The sequence below is a fragment of the Thalassospira australica genome (assembly GCF_000763295.1).
Lineage (GTDB): Bacteria > Pseudomonadota > Alphaproteobacteria > Rhodospirillales > Thalassospiraceae > Thalassospira > Thalassospira australica.
The window spans coordinates 248,905-273,609 of the sequence record NZ_JRJE01000005.1 but is presented as its reverse complement, the minus strand read 5'-3'; the positions used below and the strand labels follow the sequence as shown (position 1 = coordinate 273,609).

The following is a 24,705-nucleotide window of genomic DNA, read 5'->3' as shown; positions in this document are numbered from 1 at the left end:
CATTGCGGCAGGCGACGGTGCCGACGTTATTGATGATGGTGCGGGCAACGACGTTGTCGATGCCGGTGCCGGGAATGACACGCTCGTGGCGGCTGCCGGAGATGACACCCTTGATGGTGGCGCGGGTGAAGATACCCTTGATGTCAGTGGAACCAGCGGTGCGACGGTCGATCTGTCTGCCGGAACGGCGACCTCTGCCGAAAGTGGCACGGATACGGTCAGCGGCATTGAAAATGTTGTCGGGTCGGATGGCGATGATGTTCTGACCGGGTCAAGCGGTGACAACACCCTTCTGGGTGGTGCGGGTGATGACACCATCGAAGGTGGTGCCGGTGGCGATTACCTTGATGGGGGTGAAGGCCGCGATACCATCAGCTACGAAGGTTCTGACGAAGGTGTTGAAATCTTCCTTGGGGATACGGATGCCCACACCCACAATCCGGGTGAAGGCGGACGTGCCTTTGGTGGTGATGCGGTTGGCGACATCCTTGCGAACTTCGAAAAAGTCATTGCATCGGCCCATGACGATTATGTCTATGGCAACAGCCAGAACAACGAAGTTGATCTGGGCGATGGCAATGACACATTTGACAACGTCGAAGCCGATGTCAGCGAAGATACGGTTGATGGTGGTCTTGGCAATGACACGATCTGGACGGGTGATGGTGCCGATACGCTGATGGGCGGGGACGGCAACGATTATCTGAACGGTGAAAAAGGTGATGACCTTCTGGATGGTGGTGCCGGTACGGACCGTCTGATTGGTGGCGATGGCGACGATACGCTGGATGGCGGTTCGGGCGACGACACGCTTTCGGGTGGATCCGGGGCAGACCTTATTCAGGTCAGCAGCCTGATCGGTGACAAACTCGTAACTGATTTCAACACCAGCGTTGATCAGATTTCCCTTGATGCACTCGATGTCAGCACCTGGTCGGAACTGGCCCCGCTTCTGTCGGAAGTGAATGGCAATACGGTTATTGATCTTGGTGATCAGGGCTCTGTCACGTTGCGCGGTGTTCGCCTGAATGACGTTTCGTCTGACATGTTTGTCGGCATCGAAAATGATGGCGGCCCGACACAGTTTGATGATGTCCTGCTGGGCACCAGCGAAGATGATTATATCGATGCCCTTGCCGGGAATGATGTGGTTGATGGCGGTGCGGGTGACGACACGATCAATGGCATGGAAGGTGATGATAACCTTTCGGGCGGCGATGGCGACGACACCGTAACGGGTGGCAGCGGCAATGACGTTGTGTCGGGCGGCGCAGGCAATGACAGCCTTGACGGTAACGAAGGTGACGACGTTATTGCAGGCAATGCCGGTGATGACACCCTGGTTGGTGGCAGCGGCAACGATGTCATGGATGGCGGCGGCGGCGATGATTACATCGACGGCATGGACGGTGATGACACCATCACGGGTGGGGATGAAACCGACACCATTTACGGCTCAAGCGGCGATGATAGCCTTGATGGCGAAGGTGGCGACGACGTTATCTATGGCGGCGATGACAATGACAGCATCGCAGGCGGTGCTGGCAATGACATGCTCTCAGGGGATGGCGGCGATGACACGCTTGAAGGTGGTATTGGCAACGATACGCTTGCAGGCGGTGATGGCGCAGATACGCTGAGCGGCGGTGACGGTAATGACGTTCTGTCCGGTGGGTCTGGCAATGATCTGATGGATGGTGGTGCCGGCAATGACACCCTGACCGGAACCGATGGTGCCGATACCCTGATTGGCGGCACGGGCAACGATACCCTTGATGGTGGTGCGGGTGATGATACCTACACCGGTGGTTCGGGTGCCGATCAGATCCTTGTCTCAAGCAATTCCGGCGATAAGGTCGTTACCGACTTTGATCCGGACGAAGACCAGATCAATCTGGCATCGCTCGACATTGATGACTGGGATGATCTGCAAGACCAGATGAGCCAGGTCGGCAATGACACCGTGATCAACCTCAATGGTCAGGGCACGCTAACCCTTGTCGGGGTTTCGATGAGCGCGCTGACCGCAGACATGTTTGTTGGTGTTGAGCAGTCCACATCCGGTCCGACGCCATATGACGATCTGCTTTATGGCACCAGCAACAATGACACGATTTCCGCTCTTTCCGGTGATGACACGGTCTTTGGCCTTAATGGTCAGGACACGATCAGCGGCATGGAAGGCAATGACAGCCTGTATGGCGGTGATGGTGACGACACGCTTTCCGGTGATGAAGGTGATGACCTGATCGAAGGCGGCAGCGGTCAGGACAGCATCACGGGTGGTACGGGTAACGATACGCTTGATGGCGGTTCGGGCGATGACCGTGTCTGGGCCGGTGATGGTGCGGATACGCTGCTTGGTGGTCAGGGCCAGGACAAACTGTATGGCGAAGCTGGCAATGACAGCATTGTTGGCGGCACCGGTGATGACAGCATCAGGGGCGGTGCTGGTGATGATGTCATCGAAGGCGGCGAAAATAACGACAAGCTGTATGGTGGCGACGACAATGACACTATTTCCGGCGGAAACGGCGATGACAAACTCTATGGCGATGACGGCAACGACACGCTTGACGGTGGTGCAGGCCATGACAGCCTGTCTGGTGGTTCTGGCCGCGATACCGCAAGCTACGCCTCATCGACCACTGCGGTTGCTGCAAGCCTTGAAAACGGCACAGCAACCAGCAGCAATGGCAATGACAAGCTCAGCTCGATCGAGGATCTGATCGGGTCTGACTTCAACGATTACCTGTTTGGTGATGATGGTGCCAATCTGCTGTCGGGTCTGGACGGTGCGGACATCCTTGGCGGTGACGACGGGGATGACACCATCTGGGGTGGAGATGGCGATGACAGCATCAATGGCGGCAAAGGGTCTGACCTGATTGATGCCGGTGCTGGCGACGATTACATCGAATACCAGAAAGATGCGACCTGGAGCGGAAGCTACGCTGCCAAGAACGTTGGCGATCCGAACATGGACGGCAGCAACGAACAGATAAATCTGTCGGGCTATAACCGTTCTGAAGACATCATTGATGGCGGTGATGGTACCGATACGCTGGCGATGACCAGCGGTAATGATGCCCTGTTCCTTGATGACACCATTACCGATCCGGGCACCAGCCCGCGGATTTCCAATATCGAGGTTATCGATGCCGGGAACGGCGATGACATCATCGATCTGACCAGTGATCGGCTGTCATATGGTGACGTCACGATCCTTGGCGGTACAGGTGATGACATCATCTGGAGCAACGCCGGTGATGACGATATCAGCGGTGGTGCCGGTGACGATACGCTTTGGGGCGGGTCGGGCGCTGATACCCTGTCGGGTGGTGCCGGTGAAGATATCCTGAACGGCGGTGCCGGTGGTGATGTCCTGCAATATAATGCCGATGACACCTGGGGCAGCACCTGGTACGCGCTCAATGACGGTTCACCGAGCGAAGATGGCCATCAGCATGACAATGGTTGGGGGCATGATAACCACAATGGCAATGGCTGGGGTCATCATGACGGTGGTGATGACGGCACTGGCGAATATGTCAATCTGGATGGTTACAATCAGTCCCATGACGTGTTCATCGGTGGCGAGGGTGTTGATACCCTGCAAATGACCAGCGGCAATGATGCCCTGTTCCTTCATGACGATGTCAGTGATGGTGATGACGAAGTACGCATCAACGGTGTCGAAGTGATTGAGGCCGGTGCGGGCGATGATATTGTCGACCTGACCAGCAATGAGTTCAGCTACGGCGATGTCACCATCGATGGCGGCGACGGCGATGACACGCTGTGGGGCAATGCCGGTGATGACATGCTGCTCGGTGGTTCAGGTGACGATAACCTCTATGGCAGTGCCGGGGACGATACCCTGACCGGGGGAACTGGTTGGGATACGTTTGAGATCGGCAAGGCCGATGGCCATGACATCATCACCGACTTCACGCCGGGTGAGGACATCATTGATCTGTCTGAATGGAACTACAACAACTTCAATCAGATCCAGCACGACATGCATGTTGATACCGATGGCAATGTTGTCATCGAACTGGGCAATGATGCATCTGTCACCCTGATGGGTGTCCATGATCCCGACGATCTTGATTCTGATGATTTCGGGTTCGGCAGTTAATTGCCTTGAACCAACTGGTGAAACGAAAAACGGGCGGTCATTACGACCGCCCGTTTCTTTTTGGATTAATGCCAGTGTTTCCGGTTATTCCGCGGCAATCAGATCACTTTGCCGCTGATTTTCCGGCAATGACATGTCGTGGCGCAGTTTGGCACAGAGTTCGTCTATGGCGCGAATGCGTTTGATCTCGTCAAAACATTGCGCGCCTTGAACGTGGCTTTTGCGGATCAGGGCCATCCATTGTTTGATGCGTCCGGCCTGATGGTTTTCTGACGCGCCATCGGCAGCCATCAAGTCGCGATAGGCCAGCAACATCGACAGCACATCCGCCCAGCTTTCCTTGGGCAGGTGCGTGCCATTTTCAAACGCCTTGATACGGTTGGCCAAATCTGGTGCTGCAACGGCACCACGTCCGATCATGAAGCTGTCGCAGCCGGAAATATCGCGGCATTTCTGATAGTCTGCGACATCCCAAATCTCGCCATTGCCGGTCATGCCGATTGAAATGGCCTCGCGGATGCGCGCCAAATATTCCCAATGTGCCGGCGGTTTATAACCTTCGACCTTTGTGCGCGCATGAACTGTCAGATGCTGTGCGCCACCGGCCTCAACCGCGCGTGCGATATCAAGGAACAGTTCCTTATCGGAAAAGCCAAGCCGGACCTTTGCACTGACCGGAATGTCATCGGGCACCGCACGACGCACGGCAGAAACGATTTCATACAGATTGTCCGGGCATTTCAAAAGCGACGCCCCGGCTTCGCGTTTGTTCACGGTCTTGGACGGGCAGCCGAAATTGATATCAATTCCCGGCGCGCCAAGTGTGGTGGCGAAGGCGGCGTTTTCACCCATCAGTTCGGGATCATGGCCCATCAATTGGACAAGAACCGGCACCCCCGACAGGGTCTTGCCGCCATTAAGCAGTTCTGGGCAATAGCGGTGAAACACATGGGCGGGAAACAGGTTCTGCGACACGCGGATAAACTCGGTCACGCACAGGTCGAACCCGCCGGCAGCGCTCAGCAATTGCCGAACGCGCCAGTCAACAAGTCCTTCCATTGGTGCAAGCACCAGATGCGTCATCGTCTGTGTATCCTGTCTTCAGGGAAACCGTGGGCGGCTTTTAACACAAAGTACCAAAACGTGCCGTTGAAAAATCACAGATCAGCATTGCCAGATGCGGGGAAAGGCCGCGCAATTGCGGCGAAAATAGCGCATTGCTGACACGGTTTCAGCGGATTTGGCCGCTAGGTCTTAAGGATCAAAAACAACAATCAAGAGACGAAAATCATGCTGTATATTTTTGAAAGTGCCTTTGATGAAGTCGAAGCCGTTTCACGCGAAACCCGCGAAAAGCTGAGTGGCCTTGAAACCGTTTTGAAATCAACGGCCGAAAGTCTTCAGGTCCTTAAGGAGCGACTTGAACAGACCGCCTCCTGAGTTTTCCAGCCACGCTGGAACATGATGCGCCATTGATACGTTACAGGGGAAATTCCGACAGGGTTTGATCTATGTCTTTGATCGGGCACGCCCGTCTGGTCATGATGGACATAAGGTCAATCCGTTACCCGGCAGTGTCCGTCAGGAGGAAAAGAAATGCTCCATATCGTTGAAAAAGCATTGAACGAACTAGAAGCCGTGCCGCGCGAAAAGCGTGAAAGCCTCGTTCATATGGAAGCCGAGATCAATGACGCGGTTGAGAAGCTGAAAGTACTGAAAGCCAAGCTCAAAGAAGCCGATCAGGGCTGATACACCCGTTTGATGATCGCAGATGAATGGTAAAAGGCCGTCCCTGATTGGTGCGGCCTTTTATGTTTCAGGATTGTTTGATCAGTTCCAGCATTTCCTCGACCGCGGCGGTCGGGTTGGTGGTGCCCGAAAGCACGTCTGCCTCAAGCGTCTGAAGGCGGCTTGCCACGTCATCACGTGCGGTAAAGGTTTCAAGCAACCGGTCGCGCAGCATGGTCCACATCCAGTCGCGTTGCTGGCGCGCACGCTTGGCGGTGAACTCGCCTTCCTTTTCCATCACTGTGCGATGCTGGTTGATCAGGTCCCAGATGTTATCAAGCCCGTCATTGATCAGGGCTGAAACCATCACCGATTGCGGACGCCAATGTTTGCTGCTTGGCTGTAAAATGCGCAAAGCTGAGGAATACTCACGTTTGGCTTCACGCGCCTTTGCCGGATCGGCATCGGCCTTGTTGACCGCGATCAGATCGGCAATTTCAAGAACGCCTTTCTTGATGCCCTGAAGCTCATCGCCCGCACCGGGCAGCATCAGGACCAAGAAGAAATCGGTCATTTGCGCGACCATGGTTTCGCTTTGCCCGGCCCCCACGGTTTCGACCAGAACCACATCAAAACCGGCAGCCTCGCATAGCAATATGGTTTCGCGCGTCATGCGATTGACCCCGCCCAGATAGCCACTGCTGGGCGATGGGCGGATATAGGCATTGGGATCAATCGACAGCTCGTTCATCCGGGTTTTATCGCCAAGGATAGAACCGCCAGACCGCGCACTGGTCGGATCAACCGCCAAAACCGCAACCTTTTTCCCAGCACGGGTCAGGTTCTTGCCAAAGGCCTCGATAAAGGTTGATTTGCCAACACCGGGAACCCCGGTAATGCCGATACGATGTGATCCACCGGTATCGGGCATCAGTTGCGCCAAAACGGCTTGCGCCTGTTCGAAATGTTTGGGATTGCGGCTTTCGACCAGTGTGATCGCACGTGACAGAATGGTGCGGTCGCCTGCCAGAACACCCGCAACGATTTCATCGGTTGAAAGCACACGTCTGCGCACGGCCTTGCGCGGGCTGACCGTGCCGCCCGATCCTGCAGGTATGGTGCGAAGCGTTTCTTTCACCGATGGTCCCTTTGCCGATCCAAATCATCCTGCCAACGACAGGGTGGGAAGCAGCCCGGATCAGGCTGCTTCGTCGCCAGATTGATTTAGCTTTTCTAGCAGGTCGCCCGCAGCTTCGGCAATGACCGTTCCGGGCGGGAAGATCGCCTCGGCTCCGGCTTCGAACAGTTTGTCGAAGTCCTGCGGCGGGATCACGCCACCGGCAACAATCATGATGTCATCACGGCCAAGCTTATCAAGTTCGGCGCGAAGCTGCGGCACAAGGGTCAGGTGACCGGCGGCAAGCGAACTTGCACCGACGATATGAACATCGTTTTCGACCGCCTGCTTGGCGGCTTCTTCCGGGGTCTGGAACAGCGGGCCAATATCAACATCAAAGCCAAGATCGGCAAAGGCAGTTGCGATCACCTTCTGACCACGGTCATGACCATCCTGACCCATCTTTGCGATCAGGATACGCGGACGGCGACCTTCGTTTTCTTCAAACGTCGTGATCAGGCGATCGACCTTGGCCAGCGCCTCGTTATCCGCACCGACTTCGGTTTTATAAACACCCGAGATGGATCGGATCACGGCCTGATGACGGCCATAGACCTTTTCAAGCGCATCGGAAATCTCGCCCACGGTGCATTTGGCCCGTGCGGCCTGCACAGCCAGTTCAAGCAGGTTGCCATCACCGCTGTCTGCCGCATTGGTCAGTGCAGTCAGGGCACTTTCAACAGCAGCGTTGTCGCGCTCGGCCCGCAGACGTTCAAGCTTGGCGATCTGTTGGCGGCGGACTTCGGCATTGTCGACCTGAAGCACATCGACCGGGCGATCATCGGTGACGCGGTATTTGTTGACCCCCACCAGTGTTTGGCGGCCGCTGTCAATTCGGGCTTGGGTTCGGGCGGCGGCCTCTTCGATGCGCATTTTCGGAATGCCAGCCTCAATCGCCCTGGCCATACCGCCCTGTTCTTCGACTTCGGCAATATGCGCCCATGCCTTTTCCGCCAGATCACGTGTCAGGCGTTCGACATAATACGACCCGCCCCACGGATCGATGACATTGGTGGTGCCGCTTTCCTGTTGCAGGAACAGCTGGGTATTGCGGGCAATCCGGGCCGAGAAATCGGTCGGCAGCGCCAATGCTTCATCAAGGGCATTGGTATGCAGCGATTGTGTGTGGCCCTGTGTCGATGCCATCGCCTCAACGCAGGTGCGGATGACGTTGTTATAGACGTCTTGCGCGGTGAGCGACCAACCCGATGTCTGACTGTGTGTGCGCAGCGAAAGCGACTTGGGGTTCTGCGGATCGAACTGTTTGATCAGCTTGGCCCAGATCATGCGGGCCGCACGCATCTTGGCGATTTCCATAAAGAAGTTCATGCCAATCGCCCAGAAGAACGAAAGACGCGGCGCAAATTTATCAATCGGAAGACCTGCTGCCTGACCGGCACGGGCATATTCGATGCCATCCGCCAGCGTATAGGCCAGCTCAAGGTCGGCCGTCGCCCCGGCTTCTTGCATGTGATAGCCGGAAATCGAGATCGAGTTGAATTTCGGCATGTTTTGCGAGGTAAAGGCAAAGATGTCCGAAATGATGCGCATCGATGGTTTCGGCGGATAGATATAGGTGTTGCGCACCATGAATTCTTTGAGAATGTCGTTCTGAATGGTGCCTGAAAGCTGTTCGTGTTTCACACCCTGTTCTTCGGCAGCCGCAATGTAAAGCGCCATTACGGGCAGAACCGCCCCATTCATGGTCATGGAAACCGACATTTCATCAAGCGGGATGCCATCAAAAAGGGTTCGCATGTCATAGATGCTGTCAATCGCCACCCCGGCCATGCCGACATCACCGGCCACACGCGGATGATCGCTGTCATAACCACGGTGGGTGGCAAGGTCGAAGGCAATCGACAGGCCCTTCTGGCCCGCCGCAAGGTTGCGGCGATAGAACGCGTTGGATTCCTCGGCCGTTGAGAACCCGGCATATTGGCGGATCGTCCAGGGACGCTGCACATACATGGTCGGATAGGGGCCGCGTAAAAACGGCGGCATGCCCGGCATGGTACTCAGGTGATCAATGCCATCCAGATCCCTGGGGCCATAGGATGATTTGACATCAATCCCTTCGGGCGTGGTCCATGGCGTGCTTTCAAACGGGTCTTTGGCACCGGCGGATGCGCCGTCAAAAAGTGGCAGGTCGGAGAAATCAGGAATGCGGGTCATGGTTATTTCTCCCCCGGTTTGCCAAGAAGGTGATCAAGTGCGGTTTCGCAAATGCCAAGAACGTCCGATCCGACATGGATAAATTCATCAATGCCAGCGGCCTGATAGGCAGAACGGGCATCACCGGGATGTCCGGCAAGGTAAACAAGGCTGGCACCCGATGATTTCAGGGCCTTGGCAACATCTGCTGCCATGTCGCCGTATTGCGGGTCTGATCCACAGATCACGGCGATTTTTGCCCCGCTGTCGTCAAAGCCCTGTGCAACGGATTTTGCGTCCTCGAAACCATTGTTGGTGATGGCCTCAATCCCGCCTGCTTCAAAGAAGTTGCGTGCAAAACTCGCCCGTGCGGTGTGTTGGGCGACCTTGCCAAGATTGGCAAGGAAGACCTGCGGGAATCTGCCGGTTTTGGATTTATGGGCATCTGCACGTTGGCGCAGGTGCTCGTAGTTTTCCGACAATCGGTGTGCGGGCAATTGCGAAATGCGTGTTTCGGCACTGGCACCATAAAGGTCAGCAAAGATATGGCCGATGGTGGCCCCGGAACGGGCAGCCTCGATCATGGAGGCCAGATCAGAACCCACAGTGCCGGCAAAATCGGTTTGACGTGCTTTGCCCTCTGCCCGAATGGCGTCAAGGTCGGGGGTGTCGCAGGTGACTTTGGCCTCGGTGATATTGGGAAATTCCGACACGCCGGTCAGCGGATCGCGCCGGGTTGCCAGACGTTTTTGACGTGCTTGCCAAATGGCATCGATTTCTGTTTTTAACGTTCCGCTGGCGATGGCGCTCAGGATGCTGCCGGTTGCCTCAAGCGACTGGAATTTTGCCCAGGCGGCAGTGGCAAGTTCCTTGGTCAGGTTTTCAATAAACCACGAACCACCCGCCGGGTCGATGACGCGGTGAACGTTGCTTTCTTCCTGCAAGATCAATTGGGTGTTGCGCGCAATGCGGCGTGCAAAGCCATCGGGCAGGCCGATCAGATGATCATAGGGTAGGCAGGTGACACTGTCCGCTCCGCCAAGACCAGCCGCAAAGCTTGTTACGGTGGTGCGCAGCATGTTGACCCATGGATCAACCTTGGTCAGCGCCATTTCGGCGGAGATTGCATTGATGGTAATCGTTGCATCTTCTGCTCCGGATGCGCAAAGCACGCGGCTCCACATCATGCGAAGTGCACGCAGCTTGGCGATTCCGGCAAAGAAATCAGTGCCAATCGCGACATTAAACACAATTGCGCCTGCGGCCTGATCCACAGCCATTCCGGTCTCGGTCAGGGCGCGCAAATAGGTCACCCCGCTTGCCAGAAGGCAGGCCAGTTCCTGTCCATCGGTTGCACCAGCATTGTAGTAGGGGGTGCCATTGACCGAAATGGCAGTTGCCAGCGGGAACAGATCAATCAGCTCAACGGCAATACTTGCGGCGTGATTAACGGCATCATTGGCCGCACAGGGCAGGGTGCCCGTTGCAGCAAGGGTCCCGATCGGGTCAACATTAAAGGCGGGGGCTGCTTCGTCTGCGCCATCTGAATCGGCAATATGGGCCGCCAGAAGGGCGGCGGCAGGAATAGCAGCCGCACCGGCATCAAGAGCAACCGTTGCAAGGTTGGTATACACATCATCAAGTGCGACTTTGAGGTCAGCCAGACAATGAATGGCAATTCCGTCCACGCCGACGTCGCCGGAGTTGATTTCGCGCCCGTTACGCGCAGCGGCATCAAGTTTGAGCGTGACGGACGTCGCACCATTTTCAAGATCTTCAAGAATGGCCGCGTTGGTTGCCTTGGGATCGGGGTGGGTATGAAGCTGTCGGATATCCCATCCGGTAACCGTTTCGCGCGGCTCGACCGAGGCATTGAGAACTTCGTGAATAAGCCGGGTCGCGTCATCTTCGTCATCGCCGGTATAGATCGGCTGAACGGCAAAGCCATCAAGCATGTTTGTCACAAGCTTCTTGTCGAACGGCGCCCCCTTAAGGGCCTCTTCGGCGAGCTTGCGCCAGCTTGCGTAATCAGCAGATGGAAATTCGGATGCGAGCTTAAGCGGGTCGGACATGGTTTCTCCCGGCTTGGTTTGTTTCGTGCCTTCAAAGCGGATATGGGGTTTGAAGGAGCGGAACGTTCCCAGATTTTATTCTACTACGGATTCCCAGTACCCGGTACACCCCGCCCGGCCCATTTATGCCAAGAAAACATCGTCGGTATCCTGACTCGTGCAAAAGCCTTAAAAAATGGCTTCACACTTACAGTTGCGGGGGCAGTTCCGGGCTTGACCAAAGTACGCTAACGATTGGCCTCACCGGATTCCCGACCATGTTTTCCGGTCACATTCGCGACATGGCGGTTTATAGCACTTGTCCCTAATTCCGTAAATAGGCATGGAAATACCTATTTCGATGAAGGGAGAGATACGTTTATCAGACTTCCGTAGCGTTAAATTGCCGAAAACATTGAGCTTTTCCGGTTTGTGAGAATTGCTCATGTTCTGAAAACGGGTTTTGAGGGACTTATACTTTCGCGGAATATGCTGCAATGCGGAAACGATGATGGCAAAAATCTGACGGGTTTAACCAATTTGACATTTTCGTCTGTCAGATTGGGGCTGTCCCAAATCTCGGAGTATCGCCATCCATGAACGCGCTTAGCGCCATGCCGTCGCAGTTTTGTCCTGACGGACTTGTTGCGTTTGCCGACGACAGTCCCAGTGCCAAGGCTGCCCTTGAAACAGTGTTGCGTCGGGCTGGATATGACGTGGCCGGTTTTGATTGTGCTGATGATCTGATTGATCAGCTTGACGGGCTGTGCCCCAATGCCATCATTCTCGATATTGAAATGCCGGGCATGAGCGGCTTTGAGGCGTTCTGTGAAATTCGCCGTCGTTATCCTTCTGCGGTTAATGTGCCGGTGTTCTTCTTTTCCGCGCATTATGACGCAGATACCCGGGCACAGGCAGATGCGCTTGGCGCTGCAGATTTCATCAGCAAGGATGCCAGCCCGAAGGTCGTGCTTGAACAGCTAAACCGGGTGCTTGGCAAATCGATGCCGGCCTGCTGAACCACGCAATTTACCGATTATGATCTGATCGAACGCCCTGCATTACGCAGGGCGTTGTTGTTTGTGCTGTCTTGGCCCAAGGGAAATGATGCTGTTGGCATCACCATGCAGGTGATAAAGGCGATCGGTTGGCAATGTTGTTTGCGGGTCAATTGCGGTTTTGCCAATCAGCCGGTCATAAATCGGCCCCAGGGGCGTATTCATGGCCGCAAACAGCTGATCGTAGTTTTCCAGAACGAAATAGGTCTTCTGAAAGTCATCAATCGCGTAATCGGTTGCCATGACCCGCTCAAGATCAAAGGCGACCCGGTTCGGGGTGGGATCAGTTACCGAATAGATGGTTTCGCTTTGTGATGACAGCATGCCCGCGCCATACGCACGCAAACCGTGGTCGGTCATGATCAGGCCGAACTCGACCATATACCAATACATGCGCGCCAATTGCTTAAGCCCGCCCATGGCAATGGCCTCGGGGCCCTTTGCGCCATAGGCGGCAAGGTAATCGGCAAAAACCGGATCATAAAGCATCGGTACATGACCAAAGAAATCATGGAAAATGTCCGGTTCGACCAGATAATCCATTTCTTCGGGTTTGCGCAGCCAGACCGTCACCGGGAAGCGGCGATTGGCCAGATGATCAAAAAACACATCGTCAGGCACAAGGCCGGGAACAGCAACCAGATGCCAACCGGTTGCAGCATGAAGCTGTTCGCTGACCCGACCGAAATGCGGGATCTGGTCCTTGGCATCCAGACGGGCAAGATTGGCAATATAATCCTCAGCCGCATAGCCAGGCAGAATGCGTGATTGGCGGGCATAAAGGCGTCGCCACAGGTCATGCTCGGCTTTGCTATAAGATTCCCAGTCCTGATTGATCGTGTAGTCATCATTGATGTGGCTGTAATCGCCACGCAGATTGTTTCCCTGATCCATGGCCGTCCTCGTTCGGGTTCTTAAAGCCGTTTTACAGGGATCATTTTACAGTAAATCAAATGTCATTTTCTGACCGATGACGCCGGGAAATAGGGTATGATGTATATATTATGACCGTCTATGCTTGTAATTGAGGTGATAAATGACCGACATCCCCTTGAGCGTGACCGATATTCGAATTTTGCAGGCTCTGCAAAAGGACGCATCAATCAGCAATGTTCAGTTGGCGGAAAAAGTTGGCATGTCTCCTTCGCCCTGTTTGCGCCGGGTCAAGCAGCTTGAAGCATCCGGTGTGATCAAACGTCAGGTGGCGCTGCTGGATCGCAAGAAACTTGGGTTCGGGGTGTTGGCGACCATTCAGGTTCGCTTGCAACGTCATACCGAAGCCGGGGCAGAGGATTTTGCCCGTGTCATGAATGATTTGCCCGAAATCCTGTCATGCTGGGCGATGACCGGCCGTCAGGATTTTCTGTTGGTCGCGGTGGCCAATGATATCGAAAGCTTTGGTGATTTTGTCACGCATCAGTTGCTTTCAATGGCCAATGTGCGCGATGTGCAATCGAGTCTGGTGTTAAAGGAATACAAAAACCACACCGCGATCCCGATGCCCAAAGCTTAAAGTTCGAAAACCTTTGTATTTTCGCAGGTGCAAGATCAGCTCTGCTTGCTTTTGGGGCCGCATTTCGGGCATAGGATGATCAGTCCCACCATTGCCGGAGCATAACCATGTCCCAATCAATCGCCGCCAATCCGATCCTTGTCGAAGCCACCCGTGGCGACATGGTCGAAAGTTTCCATCGTGGTCGCTATGTGGTGATGAAGGCTGATGGCACTGTCATTGAGCAGGGTGGGGATATTGATGCGCTGATGTATCCGCGTTCGGCGATCAAGCCGCTTTTGGCGATTCCGTTGATTGAAAGTGGTGCGGCTGATGCGTTTGGCCTTGAAGACAAGCACATCGCATTGGCCTGCTCATCGCATAATGGCGAGGAAGAGCATGCACAAACCGTCAAAGCATGGCTTGAGAATATCGGGCTGTCCGTCGACACGTTGGAATGCGCACCGCATTATTCGATTCACCCGCCTGCAGGGATCAAGCAGGCCGGTGATCAGATTACCCTGACCAAGGCGCACAACAACTGTTCGGGCAAACATTCCGGTTTTCTGAGCACCGCCCAGCATCTGGGTGAAGCCCCGGCGGGGTATATCAATGAACCCCATCCGGTGCAGCAGCGCCTGATCAAGGTTCTTGAAGAAATGGGCGATTGCGATTTGTCATCGACCCCGCGCGGCATCGATGGCTGTGGCATCCCGGTAATTGGCATGCGTTTGCGTGATCTTGGTCTTGCGATGGCCCGTATGGCCGATCCGGCCGGGCTTTCTGAAACCCGCATTGATGCGATTAAACGTATCCGCAAGGGCTGTGCGCAAGCCCCGTTCATGGTCGCTGGAACCGGTCGGTTCTGCACCGGGATCATGGAAGAATGCGGCGAGGATGCCCTGGTTAAGGTTGGGGCAGAGGGTGTTTACTGTGCAGCCTTCCCCAAACAGGGGCTTGGTGTTGCGCTGAAGATTGATGATGGCACCCAGCGCGGCGCAGAGGTTGCGATGGGCGCGATCTTGCGTAAACATGGCGTGATTGATGATGCCAAGGCCGAGGTCCTTAAAAAATACCTGACCCCGGTTTTGACCAACTGGGCTGGCAAATATGCCGGGGATATGCGCCCGGCCTTCTGATCAATACAGGAAACAGATGCAAAGCATTGCGGCCTATATCTTTGCGGCCATTGCAGAAATTGCGGGATGTTTTGCCTTCTGGGCTTGGCTTCGGTCCGGGAAATCAGTTCTTTGGATCGTGCCCGGTATTGCATCGCTTATTGTGTTTGCCTGGCTTTTAACGCGCGTTGAGGCAGACTTTGCCGGGCGGGCCTTTGCGGCCTATGGCGGGGTTTACATCTCAGCATCGATTTTCTGGATGTGGGTGGTTGAACGCACCACACCGGATCGTTGGGACATGACCGGGATGCTTGTGTGCCTTTTGGGTGCCGGGATTATCCTGTTTGCGCCGCGCTAGGCCTTTATCGCTGTTCCGGACTGTTGGTGAGTTCCCGGTATTTTTCGCTGACAATGGCGGCAAGGTTGGTCCATTCTTCAAGGCGGTGCTGTTTGCCGATTTGCGCAAGATAGTCCTGATCAATGTTGCTGATGACAGCATTGCCGGCATCGCGGTCGGCAATTTCACGGGTCAGGTTCTGGGCAACATATATCGCGGTCAGCCCGTTCATTTCCTTGTGTGGCAAATCCATTGGCCGATGGTGATAGGCAACCGCCTGAATGACGGGGGCTGGGAACCCCCAAAGTCCGAGCAAATAGGCCCCAATTTCCGCATGTCCGGCACCGAAATGTTCTTGTTCGGCCTGATCAATTGAAATGCCCTCTGCCTCGACCCGGGCAAGAACAGCCTCCATCTCTTCGGGCCGGTTGGTATGAAGGATCAGTGTCCCGATGTGGCTCAGCATGCCGATTGACGGGACCGCATGGCAAATTTCACGTGGAAGGTTTTCATATTCCGCGATCAATGCTGCGGTAACGCCGATTTGCTGGCTACGGTGGCACAGGCGTTTGAGCTTTGCAGCCTGATGGGCAGGGCCTTCAAACCCGCGATAGAGCCCAACAAACAGCGCCAGTGCCTTGAGGGTTTCCGTGCCCAGCATCCGAACCGCATGGGCAACCGATGAAATATTCTGTGTCACGGCGAAATAGGATGAATTGGTCAGTTTCAGGACCTCTGTTGTCAGGGCGATATCGGATTCAACAACATCACTGACATTGCCCAGCGCATAATTCGGATCGGCAAACGCGGTTTCGAGACGCATGTAGGTGTCTGGCGGGGATGCTAGGCTTTTGGAGCTTGCGACAAGTGTTCTGAGTTCCGAGCTTTGCAATAATTGTCGCAGGCCGACGGCATTTTCGATGCTGTCGATCAGGGTTTTGTTATCGCAAGGCTTGCTTATGAACTGATGTGCGGGACCAATTGTTCGCAAATAGGACGCGTTGTCTGTATGCCCTGTCAGAATGATGCGCACAGCATCAGGTTGGGTTTTCTGAAGCTTTTCAAGCAGGGTAATGCCATCCATGCCCGGCATCTGGATGTCGGAAATAATGACATCGAAATCCTGATTTTCAGCCAGCTTAAGGGCCTCAATTCCGCCATTGGCAAAATGAAGGTTCCATTGCGGTCGGGCACTGCGCAAACGCCGGCGCAGACCGCTTAGGATGTTGGCGTCATCATCGACAAATAAAATATGGTGCATCGCCCGTATTTTTCTCAATTACCCGGGACCCGTCGTAGTCCTCCGGGACCCGTCGTAGTCCTATTGCAGGTGGGACCTGACAGCCTTGATCTCAAGGCTGGTCGTGCAAGGTTGGTCGTGTACGAGGCTTCAAAGCGAATCGACCCAAAAAGCTGAGCCCACCATGCCATTTTGGGTCTTGTCGACCAAGGTGTTTGGTCAAGGATGTCAAGCAACATATCAAAAGACATGCGTTGGCATCGTTTCAATCAGCGCCTATATCTAAGTATGCGTTATTTTTGATGTGATTGTCATATTTTGTCAGAATGTATGATGCCAAGCACAGCTACAATATAGGACGCGTTAAAACCAACGAGCATAAAATGCCGTTCCTGATCGACCGGGGGTGCGATCTAATATCATGACATCGCGTGCAGAACTGATTGATGCGATTAAAAAGCATCAGCTCTACGCAACAAAACAACCGGGCGGCAAGCGTTTGCACTTACGCAACGGAAACCTGTCGCGCATCAAAATGAGCAAGATCAGTCTTGAGGATGCGGTGCTTCCTGGTGCCAATTTCATTCAGGCCACTATTCGCGACGTCAAGTTTGATTTCAGTGATCTGTTTGGCACGAACTTTGTTGAAGCCGATCTGGAAGGCTCAAGCTTCATGCGTGCGGACCTGCGCGGGGCAAATATGGCGCGTGCAAAGCTGCGCAATGCCAACTTCAAGGGGGCTGATCTTCGATCCGGTGTGATGGTGATCGTTGATGCCGGACGCGAAAAGAAGGTCAAGCGTGCGACCGACCTTGCCAATGCCGATCTGCAAGGGTCGATGATGTCCGGCGCGAACCTTGCGGAAAGCAACATGTCGGGGGCGCGTCTGGCCGATGCAGACCTTAGTGATGCGAACATGTTTGCCGTCAACCTTGCTGGTGCTGACCTTTCGGGCTGCAATCTTTCGGGGGCGAAGCTTAAAAATGCCAACCTGAAGGGGGCGAAGCTTAAGGACACTCTCCTTATCGGTACGGATTTATCCGGGGCCAATCTGCGCAATGTGGATCTTTCCGATGTTGATCTGTCTCAGGCCAACATATCCAACTCAATCGGCAGCAAGGCGGTTGCACCCCTGCCAGAAGATATCCGTAGCCTGATCAACGCCCATACCGAATGGTTGACCAGCGGTGGTGCATCGGGCGCGCCGCTTGATGTGACCGGACGCGATTTGACGGACCTTGATTTCACAGGGCTTGATTTGTCTGCGGCGTGCTTTGATGACTGTATCCTGCGCGGTGCGGTGCTGGTTGATACCATTATGGTGATGACCTCCATGCGCAATGCCGATCTGAGCCGCGCACGGCTCAGCGGTGCCATCATGAATGGTGTCAGGATGTCCTATGCAAATTGCAGCAAGATAATCTGTCAGGGCGTGAAATTTGGCGGTGTCGAACAGCGTGATGGCAAGGGGCAGAAAACCGGTGAAGTCTGGCGCGCTGATTTGACCTTTGCAGACTTCTCGAACGCCGATCTTCGAAATTCGGTCTTTGACGAACCACGCATGAAGGGCGCCATCCTGAGTAAAGCCAATATTGCCGGTGTTGCCTTTGGCGATACGGACCTTGCCGAGGTTGATCTTGATGGCACCAACACCGGCTCCATCCTGAACGGGACAATTCCGGAAAAAGTATAGGATCCTATACTTCGTGCTCCGCCCTGTTCCTGAACAGTTGGATGTTTCCAGACAGCTAAATCATTGAATTTCCCGTCAACAAAATTGCGCAAACGGTTAAATGTGTTGCGCTGCGACGAGACTCTTGCGATCTATTAGTTCTATAATAAAAGACTGATTTATCGTCGGGGGTCTATCTGCCAAATGGCATCGCGTTCTGATCTGATTGATGCGATTAAAAAGCATCAAATGTATCTCAATCAAAAACCGGGCGGACAGCGCATGCAGTTGCGTAATGGCAATCTGTCGCGCATCAAGATGAACAAGATCAGCTTGAAAGAAGCCGTCCTGCCCGGGGCCAATTTTATTCAGGCTTCGGCCCGCGAGGTTTGTTTTGATTTTTGTGACCTGTTTGGTGCCAATTTCGTTGAGGCCGACCTTGAAGGATCGACTTTTGAACGCGCCGATCTGCGCGGTGCCAATATGGCGCGGACCAACCTGCGCAATGCCAACCTGAGCGGCATTGATTTGCGCGCAGGCATTATGATTGTTGTCGAAGGATCCCAGGAACGCCCCGTCAAGAAAGCTACCGACATGAGCAACGCCGACCTTGAAGGGGCGGTCATGTGGGGGGCGAATATGGCGGGTACGAATATGTCCGGTTCGCGTTTGGCCCATACCGATATGAGCGATGCCAACATGTTTGCGGTCAACCTCGAAGGGGCGGACCTGACAGGATGTAATCTGAATGGGGCGAAGCTGCGCAATGCCAACCTGAAGGGCGCAAAACTTGCCGGTTGTGAGTTGGTCGGCGCTGATTTGAGCGGCGCCAATCTGCGCAATGTCGATATGAAAGATGTGGATCTTACCCAGGCCAATACATCCCATTCGATCGGAGGTGGCGCACCCGCAGAACCGCTTGTCGATGATATACGCGAACTGGTCAACGGACACAGCGAATGGCTTTCAACCGGGGGCAAAAGCGGCATGCCGATGATCGCAGCCGGGCGCGATTTATCAGGGATGGATTTTTCCGGCATGGATTTGTCGGGGGCTGTTTTTGATAAATGCATCCTGCGCGGAACCCTGTTTGTCGATACCATTCTTGCCATGTGTTCCCTGCGTGAAACCGACATGCACAAAATCCGGATGAACGGTGCAGTGATGGATGGTGTTCGCATGACCGGCTCAGATTGCAGCGAAGGCATTTTTCAGGGCGTTCAATTCGGCGGCATTGATCAGCGTGACAAGAAAGGCCAGAAAACCGGAACGGTGTGGCGTGCGGACCTGACGGATGTAAACTTTGAACAGGCTGATCTGCGCAATGCGATTTTCGCTGAGGCGCAGATGAACGGGGCCAATCTGACCAAGGCAAATGTTGCAGGCGTTGCTTTCGGGGCAACCGATTTGAGCAACGCCGAGCTTGAAGGCGCAAACGTCGGCCTGATCCTTAATGGATATATTCCCGGCAAGAAATAGCTGTTTGAGCTGATCACCCCTGAAACGCAAAACGCCGCCCTTTGTAAGGACGGCGTTTTTGTTTGGCGAATATTGTGACGCTGTTCGCAATGACCCTAGCTGCGGTAATCGGCATTGATCGAGATATAGCCATGGGTCAGGTCGCAGGTCCAAACAGTGGCTGCACCCTCACCAAAGCCAAGATCGACATCAATATCGATATATTGGCCCTTGATGTGGGCTTCGACCGGGGCTTCGTCATAATCTGCGACCCGCTCGCCGTTTTTGGCAAGCGCGATGCCACCGATGGAAATGGTCAGCTTGTTCGGATCGGCTGTAACACCGCATTTGCCAACCGCCATGACAATACGGCCCCAGTTGGCGTCTTCACCGGCAATTGCGGTTTTGACCAAGGGCGAGTTGGCAATGGCCTTGGCGGCAATCTTGGCTTCGGTACCGTTAACCGCCCCGGTGACATTGATGGTGATGAACTTGCTGGCGCCTTCACCATCGCGCACGATCTGATGGGAAAGATCACGCAGAACGCCTTCGAGCGCCCCTTTGAATTCGGCAAGGGCCGGATCATTCACATCACTGATGGCCTTATTGCCGGCCTTGCCGGTTGCCGCCAAAAGCACGGTGTCTGAGGTCGAGGTATCGCTATCGACCGTGATCGCATTGAAACTGCGGTCATTGCAATCGGCCAGCAAAGCCTGCAACACGGCATGCGGCAGGGCGGCATCGGTAAAGACAAAGCCCAGCATGGTCGCCATGTTCGGCTCGATCATCCCGGAACCCTTGGCAAATCCTGCAATCTTGACAGTGGTGCCGTTGAGGGTGGCGGTGGCCGCTGCCCCCTTGGGGAAGGTGTCGGTGGTCATGATGGCCTTGGCCGCATCCAGCCAGCTTGCATCATTGGCCAGAATGTCATCCATGGCATCGGTAATGCGGGTGGCGGTGGTTGGTTCGCCAATCACACCGGTGGATGCGGTGAAAATTTCGGTCTTGGCACAACCTAGCGCCTTTGACGCGGTTTCGACTTTATCGGCGACGAATGTCTCACCTGCTTTGCCGGTAAAGGCAACCGAGTTGCCCGCATTAACAAAGAATGCTCGTGCCGTGCCACCTTTAAGTGCTTCGCGGCCCCAGCGTACCGCTGCCGATGCGGTGGTCGATGTCGTAAAGACACCTGCGACCTGTGTGCCCGGCTCAAGTTCAGCCAGCAAAACATCGGGGCGGCCCTTGTAGCGAATGCCAAGGGTTGCGGTATGCAGTTTGACACCGGCAATGGCCGGAAGGTCGGGAAACGCCGCGGGGGCAAGTGGTGAAACGGTGGTCGCAACCATCTGTGCAAATTCCTTCAATGGGTCGTCAGCTCATCCTGCCGCAACGGTGGCGAAAAGCAAGCAGCAGAATGCATGTTCAGGATCGAAAGGTGATCCAAATAAAACGGGGTGAAGCCAGTGGCCGCACCCCGTTTCCAATCCCGGAAATATCAAAGCGCCCAGAGCATGCTGATCGCTTTGTTTCCTGTTTTATTCAGCCGGTGCTTCTTTGGCAGCTTCTTCTGCTGCTTTTTCGGCTTCGATTTCGACATTGTTGACGATCTCGGCATTCTCGCGCAGATCAGCCAGCATTGCTTCGTAGGTTTCGCTCTGAATTTCGGAAACAAGCTGCCCGCGAACTTCTTCAAGGGATGGCTGTACGCCTTCCTTGACTTCCTCGACCATGATCACGTGCCAGCCAAACTGGGTCTGAACCGGCGCTTCGGAATAGCTGCCAGCATCCATGGAAAAGGCAGCTTCGGCAAACGGTGCGACCATTTCGCCACGGCTAAAGAACCCAAGGTCACCACCATTCGGGCCGGACGGACCGGTCGATTTTTCCTTGGCGAGTTCGGCGAAATCCGCGCCATCGTCAAGTTCGGCGATGATGGCGATTGCGTCTTCTTCGTTCTCAAGCAGGATGTGGCGTGCGTGAACCTGGGCTTCTGGCTCGTTGGTTTCCAGGAAGGCGTCATATTTTGCTTTGATGGCGTCTTCGGTGGTTGCTTCGTCAAATGCGCGCTGGCGGTATGTTTCCGCGACAAGGCGATCTTTCAGTTCTTCAAGAATCTGGGTGACTTCTTCGTCATCTTCTAGACCGGCTTCGTTGCCCGCCTTAATCAGCAGGCGCTGATTGATTTCACGGGTTAACAGGTCAGCCTTGAGCATCTCAAACGGAAGCTGGCGATACTGTTGCGGCAGGCCCTGCTGGGTTGCGCGAACTTCAGATTCAAGGATTTCCTCGCCATTGACTGTCGCCAGCACCGGGTCTTCGGCCGGTGTCGCGTCCTGCGCCATGACAGGGGATGCAAAGATGACGGTTGCCAGTGACGCGGCAAGAAGTGTGTTGCGCAGCATAGTTTCTCCAGACTTAAATTTCAGACGGGCTTTTTGCCCTTTGCCTCTGTCCACGGGTAAAACACATAAGTGTTGCCTGCACAAGGCTTCGGCGTGGAAGTCGCACCTTTTGACAAAGCATTCTGTCGAAAATGTGAAGTGTCTAATCATGAAGACAGTCATATGGGCAAGCGCGGCACAGAGTTCAAAGTAACCGGCCATGCGGGAATGCTGATGAAAAGGCTTTCACACTGATCCAGTGGATGTAATGTGCCAATGCGCGGGCGTGACAGTTCGATGAAATATGTCGATGCCCGGTGCAGAAAGGAGGTTGTCACGCCCGAACATCAAAGAAGACTTCGCCAACCTGACCGGTCGTGCCGTCTTCACGTTCGAACTGCGAACCCGCAACCAGATTGCCACCAATCAGACGTTCATCAAGTGGGGTGATCAGCGACAGAGAGATGGACTTGATCCCGCCATCTTCCAGGCTTTGCTGACTGCCATCCGCACGCAGCAAAACAAGCGAGCTGAAAACGCCATCCATTTCGTTGATCAACCCGTCCAGATTGTCATCATATTTCGACAGTTCTGCAAAGCCGTCCTTGGCCCCGTTCTGATCACCAAACAGTTCACGGCCGTTATTGATTTCACCGTCATTGTTGCGATCAAGTGCCAAAAGCGCATCCGCACCTTTTATCCAGGCGGTTTGATCCAGCGTGCCGTCACCGTCAATGTCGAAAGCTTTGCCGTCCTGAAGGCTGGTGATGTCAATGCCGTTGCCATCAAGATCAAGGATCAGCGGGTCTTGCTGAAAGGCTTGGGCGATTTCGATGCGGATCAGTTCGATGTGTGCCCGAAACTCTGAAACCGAAACATCAGCAGCGCCCGAGATGTTGGAAAATCGACTTTCGATCGCCTGAAGATCGATATCAACCGTACGCGATGTTACTGAAACCTGCCCCAGATTGATCTCGACACCACCTTGGGAAATGTTGAGCGACAATTCCTGTGCAGACACGGCACCTTGCCGACCATTGGCCTCAACCGCCTTTAATTCGCCGGGATCACCGCCGGTCATGGCATTGGCCATTGCGCGCGCTTTGGCCGGTGGAATGCCCATCATCGCAAGCACGATAAAGGCTTCGCGGTTCATCCGTGTCTGGGCGTCATCAAGAGCGGGTTTTAGCGTTTCAAACGCTTCAAGCGGGGAGGTGTCGACGGCAAATACCGGACGCTGGAAATCACCAAGCGTGTTTTCAATGCGTTGGCTTGCCTCGATGCTTAAATCAATCTGATCAACAATGGCGCGCTGCTGTGCAAGATCTGCATTGGCATTTGAATTGGATGTGTCATCGCGCGGAGAATTTGCCGCATTGTTGGCTGCTGCGCGCTGTATTGCGGCGCTGGCAGCGTTTTCAGCCGCATTTGGCGTTGGAAACGTATTGTGGTCAAACATCCAGCGCCTCCTTCCTGAAGGGCTGCGGGATGCCAGTCAGGGCATCCCGTTTACGGTTAAATCAGAACATCCTGTTCCTGCGTCGGATCAATCACGGGCACGGTTTCACCATTGGGGAAGGTGAAGGTGGCATTGCCGTCATCCTGCCCAAAGCGGCCCATCGGCATCATCATATCGACGGTAAGCTGAAGCGGACCTGCGCCTTCACCGGCGTCAGGGGCGGGTTGATTGATGCTGCGTACAATCAGGGTCGCCTGTTCCATGAACTGTTCGGTGATCTGGGCATTCAATGCGGCCATACGTTCTGCGGCAATCGCCTGACCATTGGTTGGCGCGGCACCGGCTGTCGCGCCATCTTCAGCCTCGCCCGCGGTATCGTCGGTACCGACAGTTGCATTCATCAGTTCACGGATGAATTCGGCGACTCCGTTGTCATTGATATCAAACAGAAGTCCGCCATCTTCGGCAGAGGCCGGATTGCCAAGCATATTGACCAACGATCCGCCACCCAAGCCATTCATGACGTTGCCAAGTGCACCAAGGGCGGCACCCATGCTGTTGCCAATGGCGATGGCTTCGGTTCGAACAACTTCGACCTTGGCAGCCTCGTAATTAAACGAGAACTCACCGGTTTCGTTGTTGATGCTGATATCAAGCGATTGCACCGCCATCATTGCGGTTTCGGACACACCAACCGCAGCGCCATCAGCACCGGCGTAAGAAATGGCGGTTTTGCTATGGCTGGCGATGGCCTGATCAAAGGAAAATTCGAACTGGTCCTGCCCCTGAGCCGCGTCACGAATGCCATTGAACATGGTGTTGGTCGCGGCAATCGCGTCTTCTTCGGACATGCCAGACAGGGCAAACATTTCTTCAACACTGCCGCGGATCAGCTCAAGCGATGCATCAAGGGCACGCTCAAACAGCTCATCGGTTGTCAGCGGTTCAGATGAAAGGGCCTTGCCCGTCGCAGGGACAAGCTTCTGGCTTTCGTTATGGGCTGCAAGGGCGTCATCAGACAATGCCACCGGGTCGACACGGGTGCGCGCATCAGATCGGGCTTGCGCAGAATTCTGACCGGCATCGGGACTGGTTTTTGCAAGGGGCTGACGCGTATCCTGAAGGCTTGTCTGACCTTGGCGAAACGGATTTAGCGCGGAAAAATCGACCATATCCTCCTCCTGAGGATGTATTTGGCGTCGCTACCGGGACATTCCCGCGCGCCAAAACGAGCTACAT

At 54.7% G+C, this 24,705-nt stretch carries 18 protein-coding genes, 1 pseudogene and 1 riboswitch; of the genes and pseudogenes, 9 read left to right on the top strand and 10 right to left on the bottom strand.

Annotated features, from left to right (window positions below):
- Positions 1–4,141 (top strand): annotated as a pseudogene (locus JF44_RS20585) (hypothetical protein); the annotation flags it as partial.
- A gap of 84 nt (positions 4,142–4,225) precedes the next feature.
- On the opposite strand, the gene JF44_RS0105425 reads toward JF44_RS20585, so the two are convergent.
- The gene (locus JF44_RS0105425) at positions 4,226–5,224 is read right to left on the bottom strand and encodes a tRNA dihydrouridine synthase (RefSeq protein ID WP_033067915.1); all 999 of its coding nucleotides are present in this window, start codon (positions 5,222–5,224) and stop codon (positions 4,226–4,228) included.
- Between the two features lie 207 nt (positions 5,225–5,431).
- Here JF44_RS0105425 and JF44_RS20285 point away from each other — a divergent pair, with 207 nt between their 5' ends.
- Positions 5,432–5,581: a hypothetical protein gene (locus JF44_RS20285; RefSeq protein ID WP_156111602.1), complete on the top strand. Its 150-nt coding sequence runs from the start codon at positions 5,432–5,434 to the stop codon at positions 5,579–5,581.
- 156 nt (positions 5,582–5,737) lie between these two features.
- Positions 5,738–5,890, top strand: coding sequence for a hypothetical protein (locus JF44_RS20280; RefSeq protein ID WP_156111601.1), 153 nt, complete (start codon positions 5,738–5,740; stop codon positions 5,888–5,890).
- Positions 5,891–5,957: 67 nt separating this feature from the next.
- Here JF44_RS20280 and meaB read toward each other — a convergent pair whose 3' ends face one another.
- From meaB to JF44_RS0105410, 3 genes are read right to left on the bottom strand one after another with little or no spacing between them, the layout of a single operon-like run.
- Positions 5,958–7,007: a methylmalonyl Co-A mutase-associated GTPase MeaB gene (gene meaB, locus JF44_RS0105420; protein ID WP_156111600.1), complete on the bottom strand. Its 1,050-nt coding sequence runs from the start codon at positions 7,005–7,007 to the stop codon at positions 5,958–5,960.
- 60 nt (positions 7,008–7,067) lie between these two features.
- Positions 7,068–9,221: a methylmalonyl-CoA mutase gene (gene scpA / locus JF44_RS0105415; protein ID WP_033067914.1), complete on the bottom strand. Its 2,154-nt coding sequence runs from the start codon at positions 9,219–9,221 to the stop codon at positions 7,068–7,070.
- Between the two features lie 2 nt (positions 9,222–9,223).
- Positions 9,224–11,272, bottom strand: a complete 2,049-nt coding sequence (locus JF44_RS0105410; RefSeq protein ID WP_033067913.1) for a methylmalonyl-CoA mutase family protein — start codon at positions 11,270–11,272, stop codon at positions 9,224–9,226.
- A gap of 123 nt (positions 11,273–11,395) precedes the next feature.
- Positions 11,396–11,547: riboswitch (cobalamin riboswitch) on the bottom strand.
- Positions 11,548–11,847: 300 nt separating this feature from the next.
- Between JF44_RS0105410 and JF44_RS0105405 the strand changes: the two genes are divergently transcribed.
- Entirely contained in the window at positions 11,848–12,270 is a 423-nt protein-coding gene (locus tag JF44_RS0105405) for a response regulator (protein ID WP_033067912.1), read from the top strand.
- Positions 12,271–12,312: 42 nt separating this feature from the next.
- On the opposite strand, the gene phhA is transcribed toward JF44_RS0105405, so the two are convergent.
- Positions 12,313–13,203: a phenylalanine 4-monooxygenase gene (phhA, locus tag JF44_RS0105400; protein ID WP_033067911.1), complete on the bottom strand. Its 891-nt coding sequence runs from the start codon at positions 13,201–13,203 to the stop codon at positions 12,313–12,315.
- A gap of 142 nt (positions 13,204–13,345) precedes the next feature.
- Between phhA and JF44_RS0105395 the strand changes: the two genes are divergently transcribed.
- The 3 genes from JF44_RS0105395 (at position 13,346) to JF44_RS0105385 (ending at position 15,277) form a co-directional block, all read left to right on the top strand.
- Positions 13,346–13,822, top strand: a complete 477-nt coding sequence (locus JF44_RS0105395) for an Lrp/AsnC family transcriptional regulator (protein ID WP_033067910.1) — start codon at positions 13,346–13,348, stop codon at positions 13,820–13,822.
- 107 nt (positions 13,823–13,929) lie between these two features.
- The gene (locus tag JF44_RS0105390; RefSeq protein WP_033067909.1) at positions 13,930–14,940 is read left to right on the top strand and encodes an asparaginase; all 1,011 of its coding nucleotides are present in this window, start codon (positions 13,930–13,932) and stop codon (positions 14,938–14,940) included.
- Between the two features lie 16 nt (positions 14,941–14,956).
- Positions 14,957–15,277: a YnfA family protein gene (locus JF44_RS0105385; protein ID WP_033067908.1), complete on the top strand. Its 321-nt coding sequence runs from the start codon at positions 14,957–14,959 to the stop codon at positions 15,275–15,277.
- 4 nt (positions 15,278–15,281) lie between these two features.
- On the opposite strand, the gene JF44_RS0105380 is transcribed toward JF44_RS0105385, so the two are convergent.
- On the bottom strand, positions 15,282–16,517 hold the full coding sequence (locus JF44_RS0105380; protein WP_033067907.1) for a response regulator: 1,236 nt from the start codon (positions 16,515–16,517) through the stop codon (positions 15,282–15,284).
- A 400-nt stretch (positions 16,518–16,917) separates the two neighbouring features.
- Between JF44_RS0105380 and JF44_RS0105375 the strand changes: the two genes are divergently transcribed.
- Complete coding sequence (locus JF44_RS0105375) at positions 16,918–18,189, top strand: pentapeptide repeat-containing protein (protein ID WP_033067906.1); 1,272 nt, start codon at positions 16,918–16,920, stop codon at positions 18,187–18,189.
- Between the two features lie 183 nt (positions 18,190–18,372).
- Positions 18,373–19,647, top strand: coding sequence for a pentapeptide repeat-containing protein (locus JF44_RS0105370; RefSeq protein WP_033067905.1), 1,275 nt, complete (start codon positions 18,373–18,375; stop codon positions 19,645–19,647).
- 95 nt (positions 19,648–19,742) lie between these two features.
- On the opposite strand, the gene argJ is transcribed toward JF44_RS0105370, so the two are convergent.
- From argJ to JF44_RS0105350, 4 genes are all read right to left on the bottom strand, one after another.
- Positions 19,743–20,972, bottom strand: coding sequence for a bifunctional glutamate N-acetyltransferase/amino-acid acetyltransferase ArgJ (gene argJ, locus JF44_RS0105365; RefSeq protein ID WP_033067963.1), 1,230 nt, complete (start codon positions 20,970–20,972; stop codon positions 19,743–19,745).
- Between the two features lie 189 nt (positions 20,973–21,161).
- Positions 21,162–22,028 carry a peptidylprolyl isomerase gene (locus JF44_RS0105360; protein WP_033067904.1) on the bottom strand — a complete coding sequence of 289 codons (867 nt, stop codon included), beginning with the start codon at positions 22,026–22,028 and terminating at the stop codon, positions 21,162–21,164.
- A 313-nt stretch (positions 22,029–22,341) separates the two neighbouring features.
- Positions 22,342–23,466, bottom strand: a complete 1,125-nt coding sequence (locus JF44_RS19865; protein ID WP_052065456.1) for a hypothetical protein — start codon at positions 23,464–23,466, stop codon at positions 22,342–22,344.
- Positions 23,467–23,522: 56 nt separating this feature from the next.
- The gene (locus tag JF44_RS0105350) at positions 23,523–24,638 is read right to left on the bottom strand and encodes a hypothetical protein (protein ID WP_033067903.1); all 1,116 of its coding nucleotides are present in this window, start codon (positions 24,636–24,638) and stop codon (positions 23,523–23,525) included.
- Positions 24,639–24,705 lie beyond the last annotated feature (67 nt).

Coding starts and splice junctions, on each gene's coding strand:
- JF44_RS0105425 (WP_033067915.1), bottom strand. CDS start 5,224: ATGACGCATCTGGTGCTTGCACCAATGGAAGGACTTGTTGACTGGCGC.
- JF44_RS20285 (WP_156111602.1), top strand. CDS start 5,432: ATGCTGTATATTTTTGAAAGTGCCTTTGATGAAGTCGAAGCCGTTTCA.
- JF44_RS20280 (WP_156111601.1), top strand. CDS start 5,738: ATGCTCCATATCGTTGAAAAAGCATTGAACGAACTAGAAGCCGTGCCG.
- scpA (WP_033067914.1), bottom strand. CDS start 9,221: ATGACCCGCATTCCTGATTTCTCCGACCTGCCACTTTTTGACGGCGCA.
- JF44_RS0105410 (WP_033067913.1), bottom strand. CDS start 11,272: ATGTCCGACCCGCTTAAGCTCGCATCCGAATTTCCATCTGCTGATTAC.
- JF44_RS0105405 (WP_033067912.1), top strand. CDS start 11,848: ATGAACGCGCTTAGCGCCATGCCGTCGCAGTTTTGTCCTGACGGACTT.
- phhA (WP_033067911.1), bottom strand. CDS start 13,203: ATGGATCAGGGAAACAATCTGCGTGGCGATTACAGCCACATCAATGAT.
- JF44_RS0105395 (WP_033067910.1), top strand. CDS start 13,346: ATGACCGACATCCCCTTGAGCGTGACCGATATTCGAATTTTGCAGGCT.
- JF44_RS0105390 (WP_033067909.1), top strand. CDS start 13,930: ATGTCCCAATCAATCGCCGCCAATCCGATCCTTGTCGAAGCCACCCGT.
- JF44_RS0105385 (WP_033067908.1), top strand. CDS start 14,957: ATGCAAAGCATTGCGGCCTATATCTTTGCGGCCATTGCAGAAATTGCG.
- JF44_RS0105380 (WP_033067907.1), bottom strand. CDS start 16,517: ATGCACCATATTTTATTTGTCGATGATGACGCCAACATCCTAAGCGGT.
- JF44_RS0105375 (WP_033067906.1), top strand. CDS start 16,918: ATGACATCGCGTGCAGAACTGATTGATGCGATTAAAAAGCATCAGCTC.
- JF44_RS0105370 (WP_033067905.1), top strand. CDS start 18,373: ATGGCATCGCGTTCTGATCTGATTGATGCGATTAAAAAGCATCAAATG.
- argJ (WP_033067963.1), bottom strand. CDS start 20,972: ATGGTTGCGACCACCGTTTCACCACTTGCCCCCGCGGCGTTTCCCGAC.
- JF44_RS0105360 (WP_033067904.1), bottom strand. CDS start 22,028: ATGCTGCGCAACACACTTCTTGCCGCGTCACTGGCAACCGTCATCTTT.
- JF44_RS19865 (WP_052065456.1), bottom strand. CDS start 23,466: ATGTTTGACCACAATACGTTTCCAACGCCAAATGCGGCTGAAAACGCT.
- JF44_RS0105350 (WP_033067903.1), bottom strand. CDS start 24,638: ATGGTCGATTTTTCCGCGCTAAATCCGTTTCGCCAAGGTCAGACAAGC.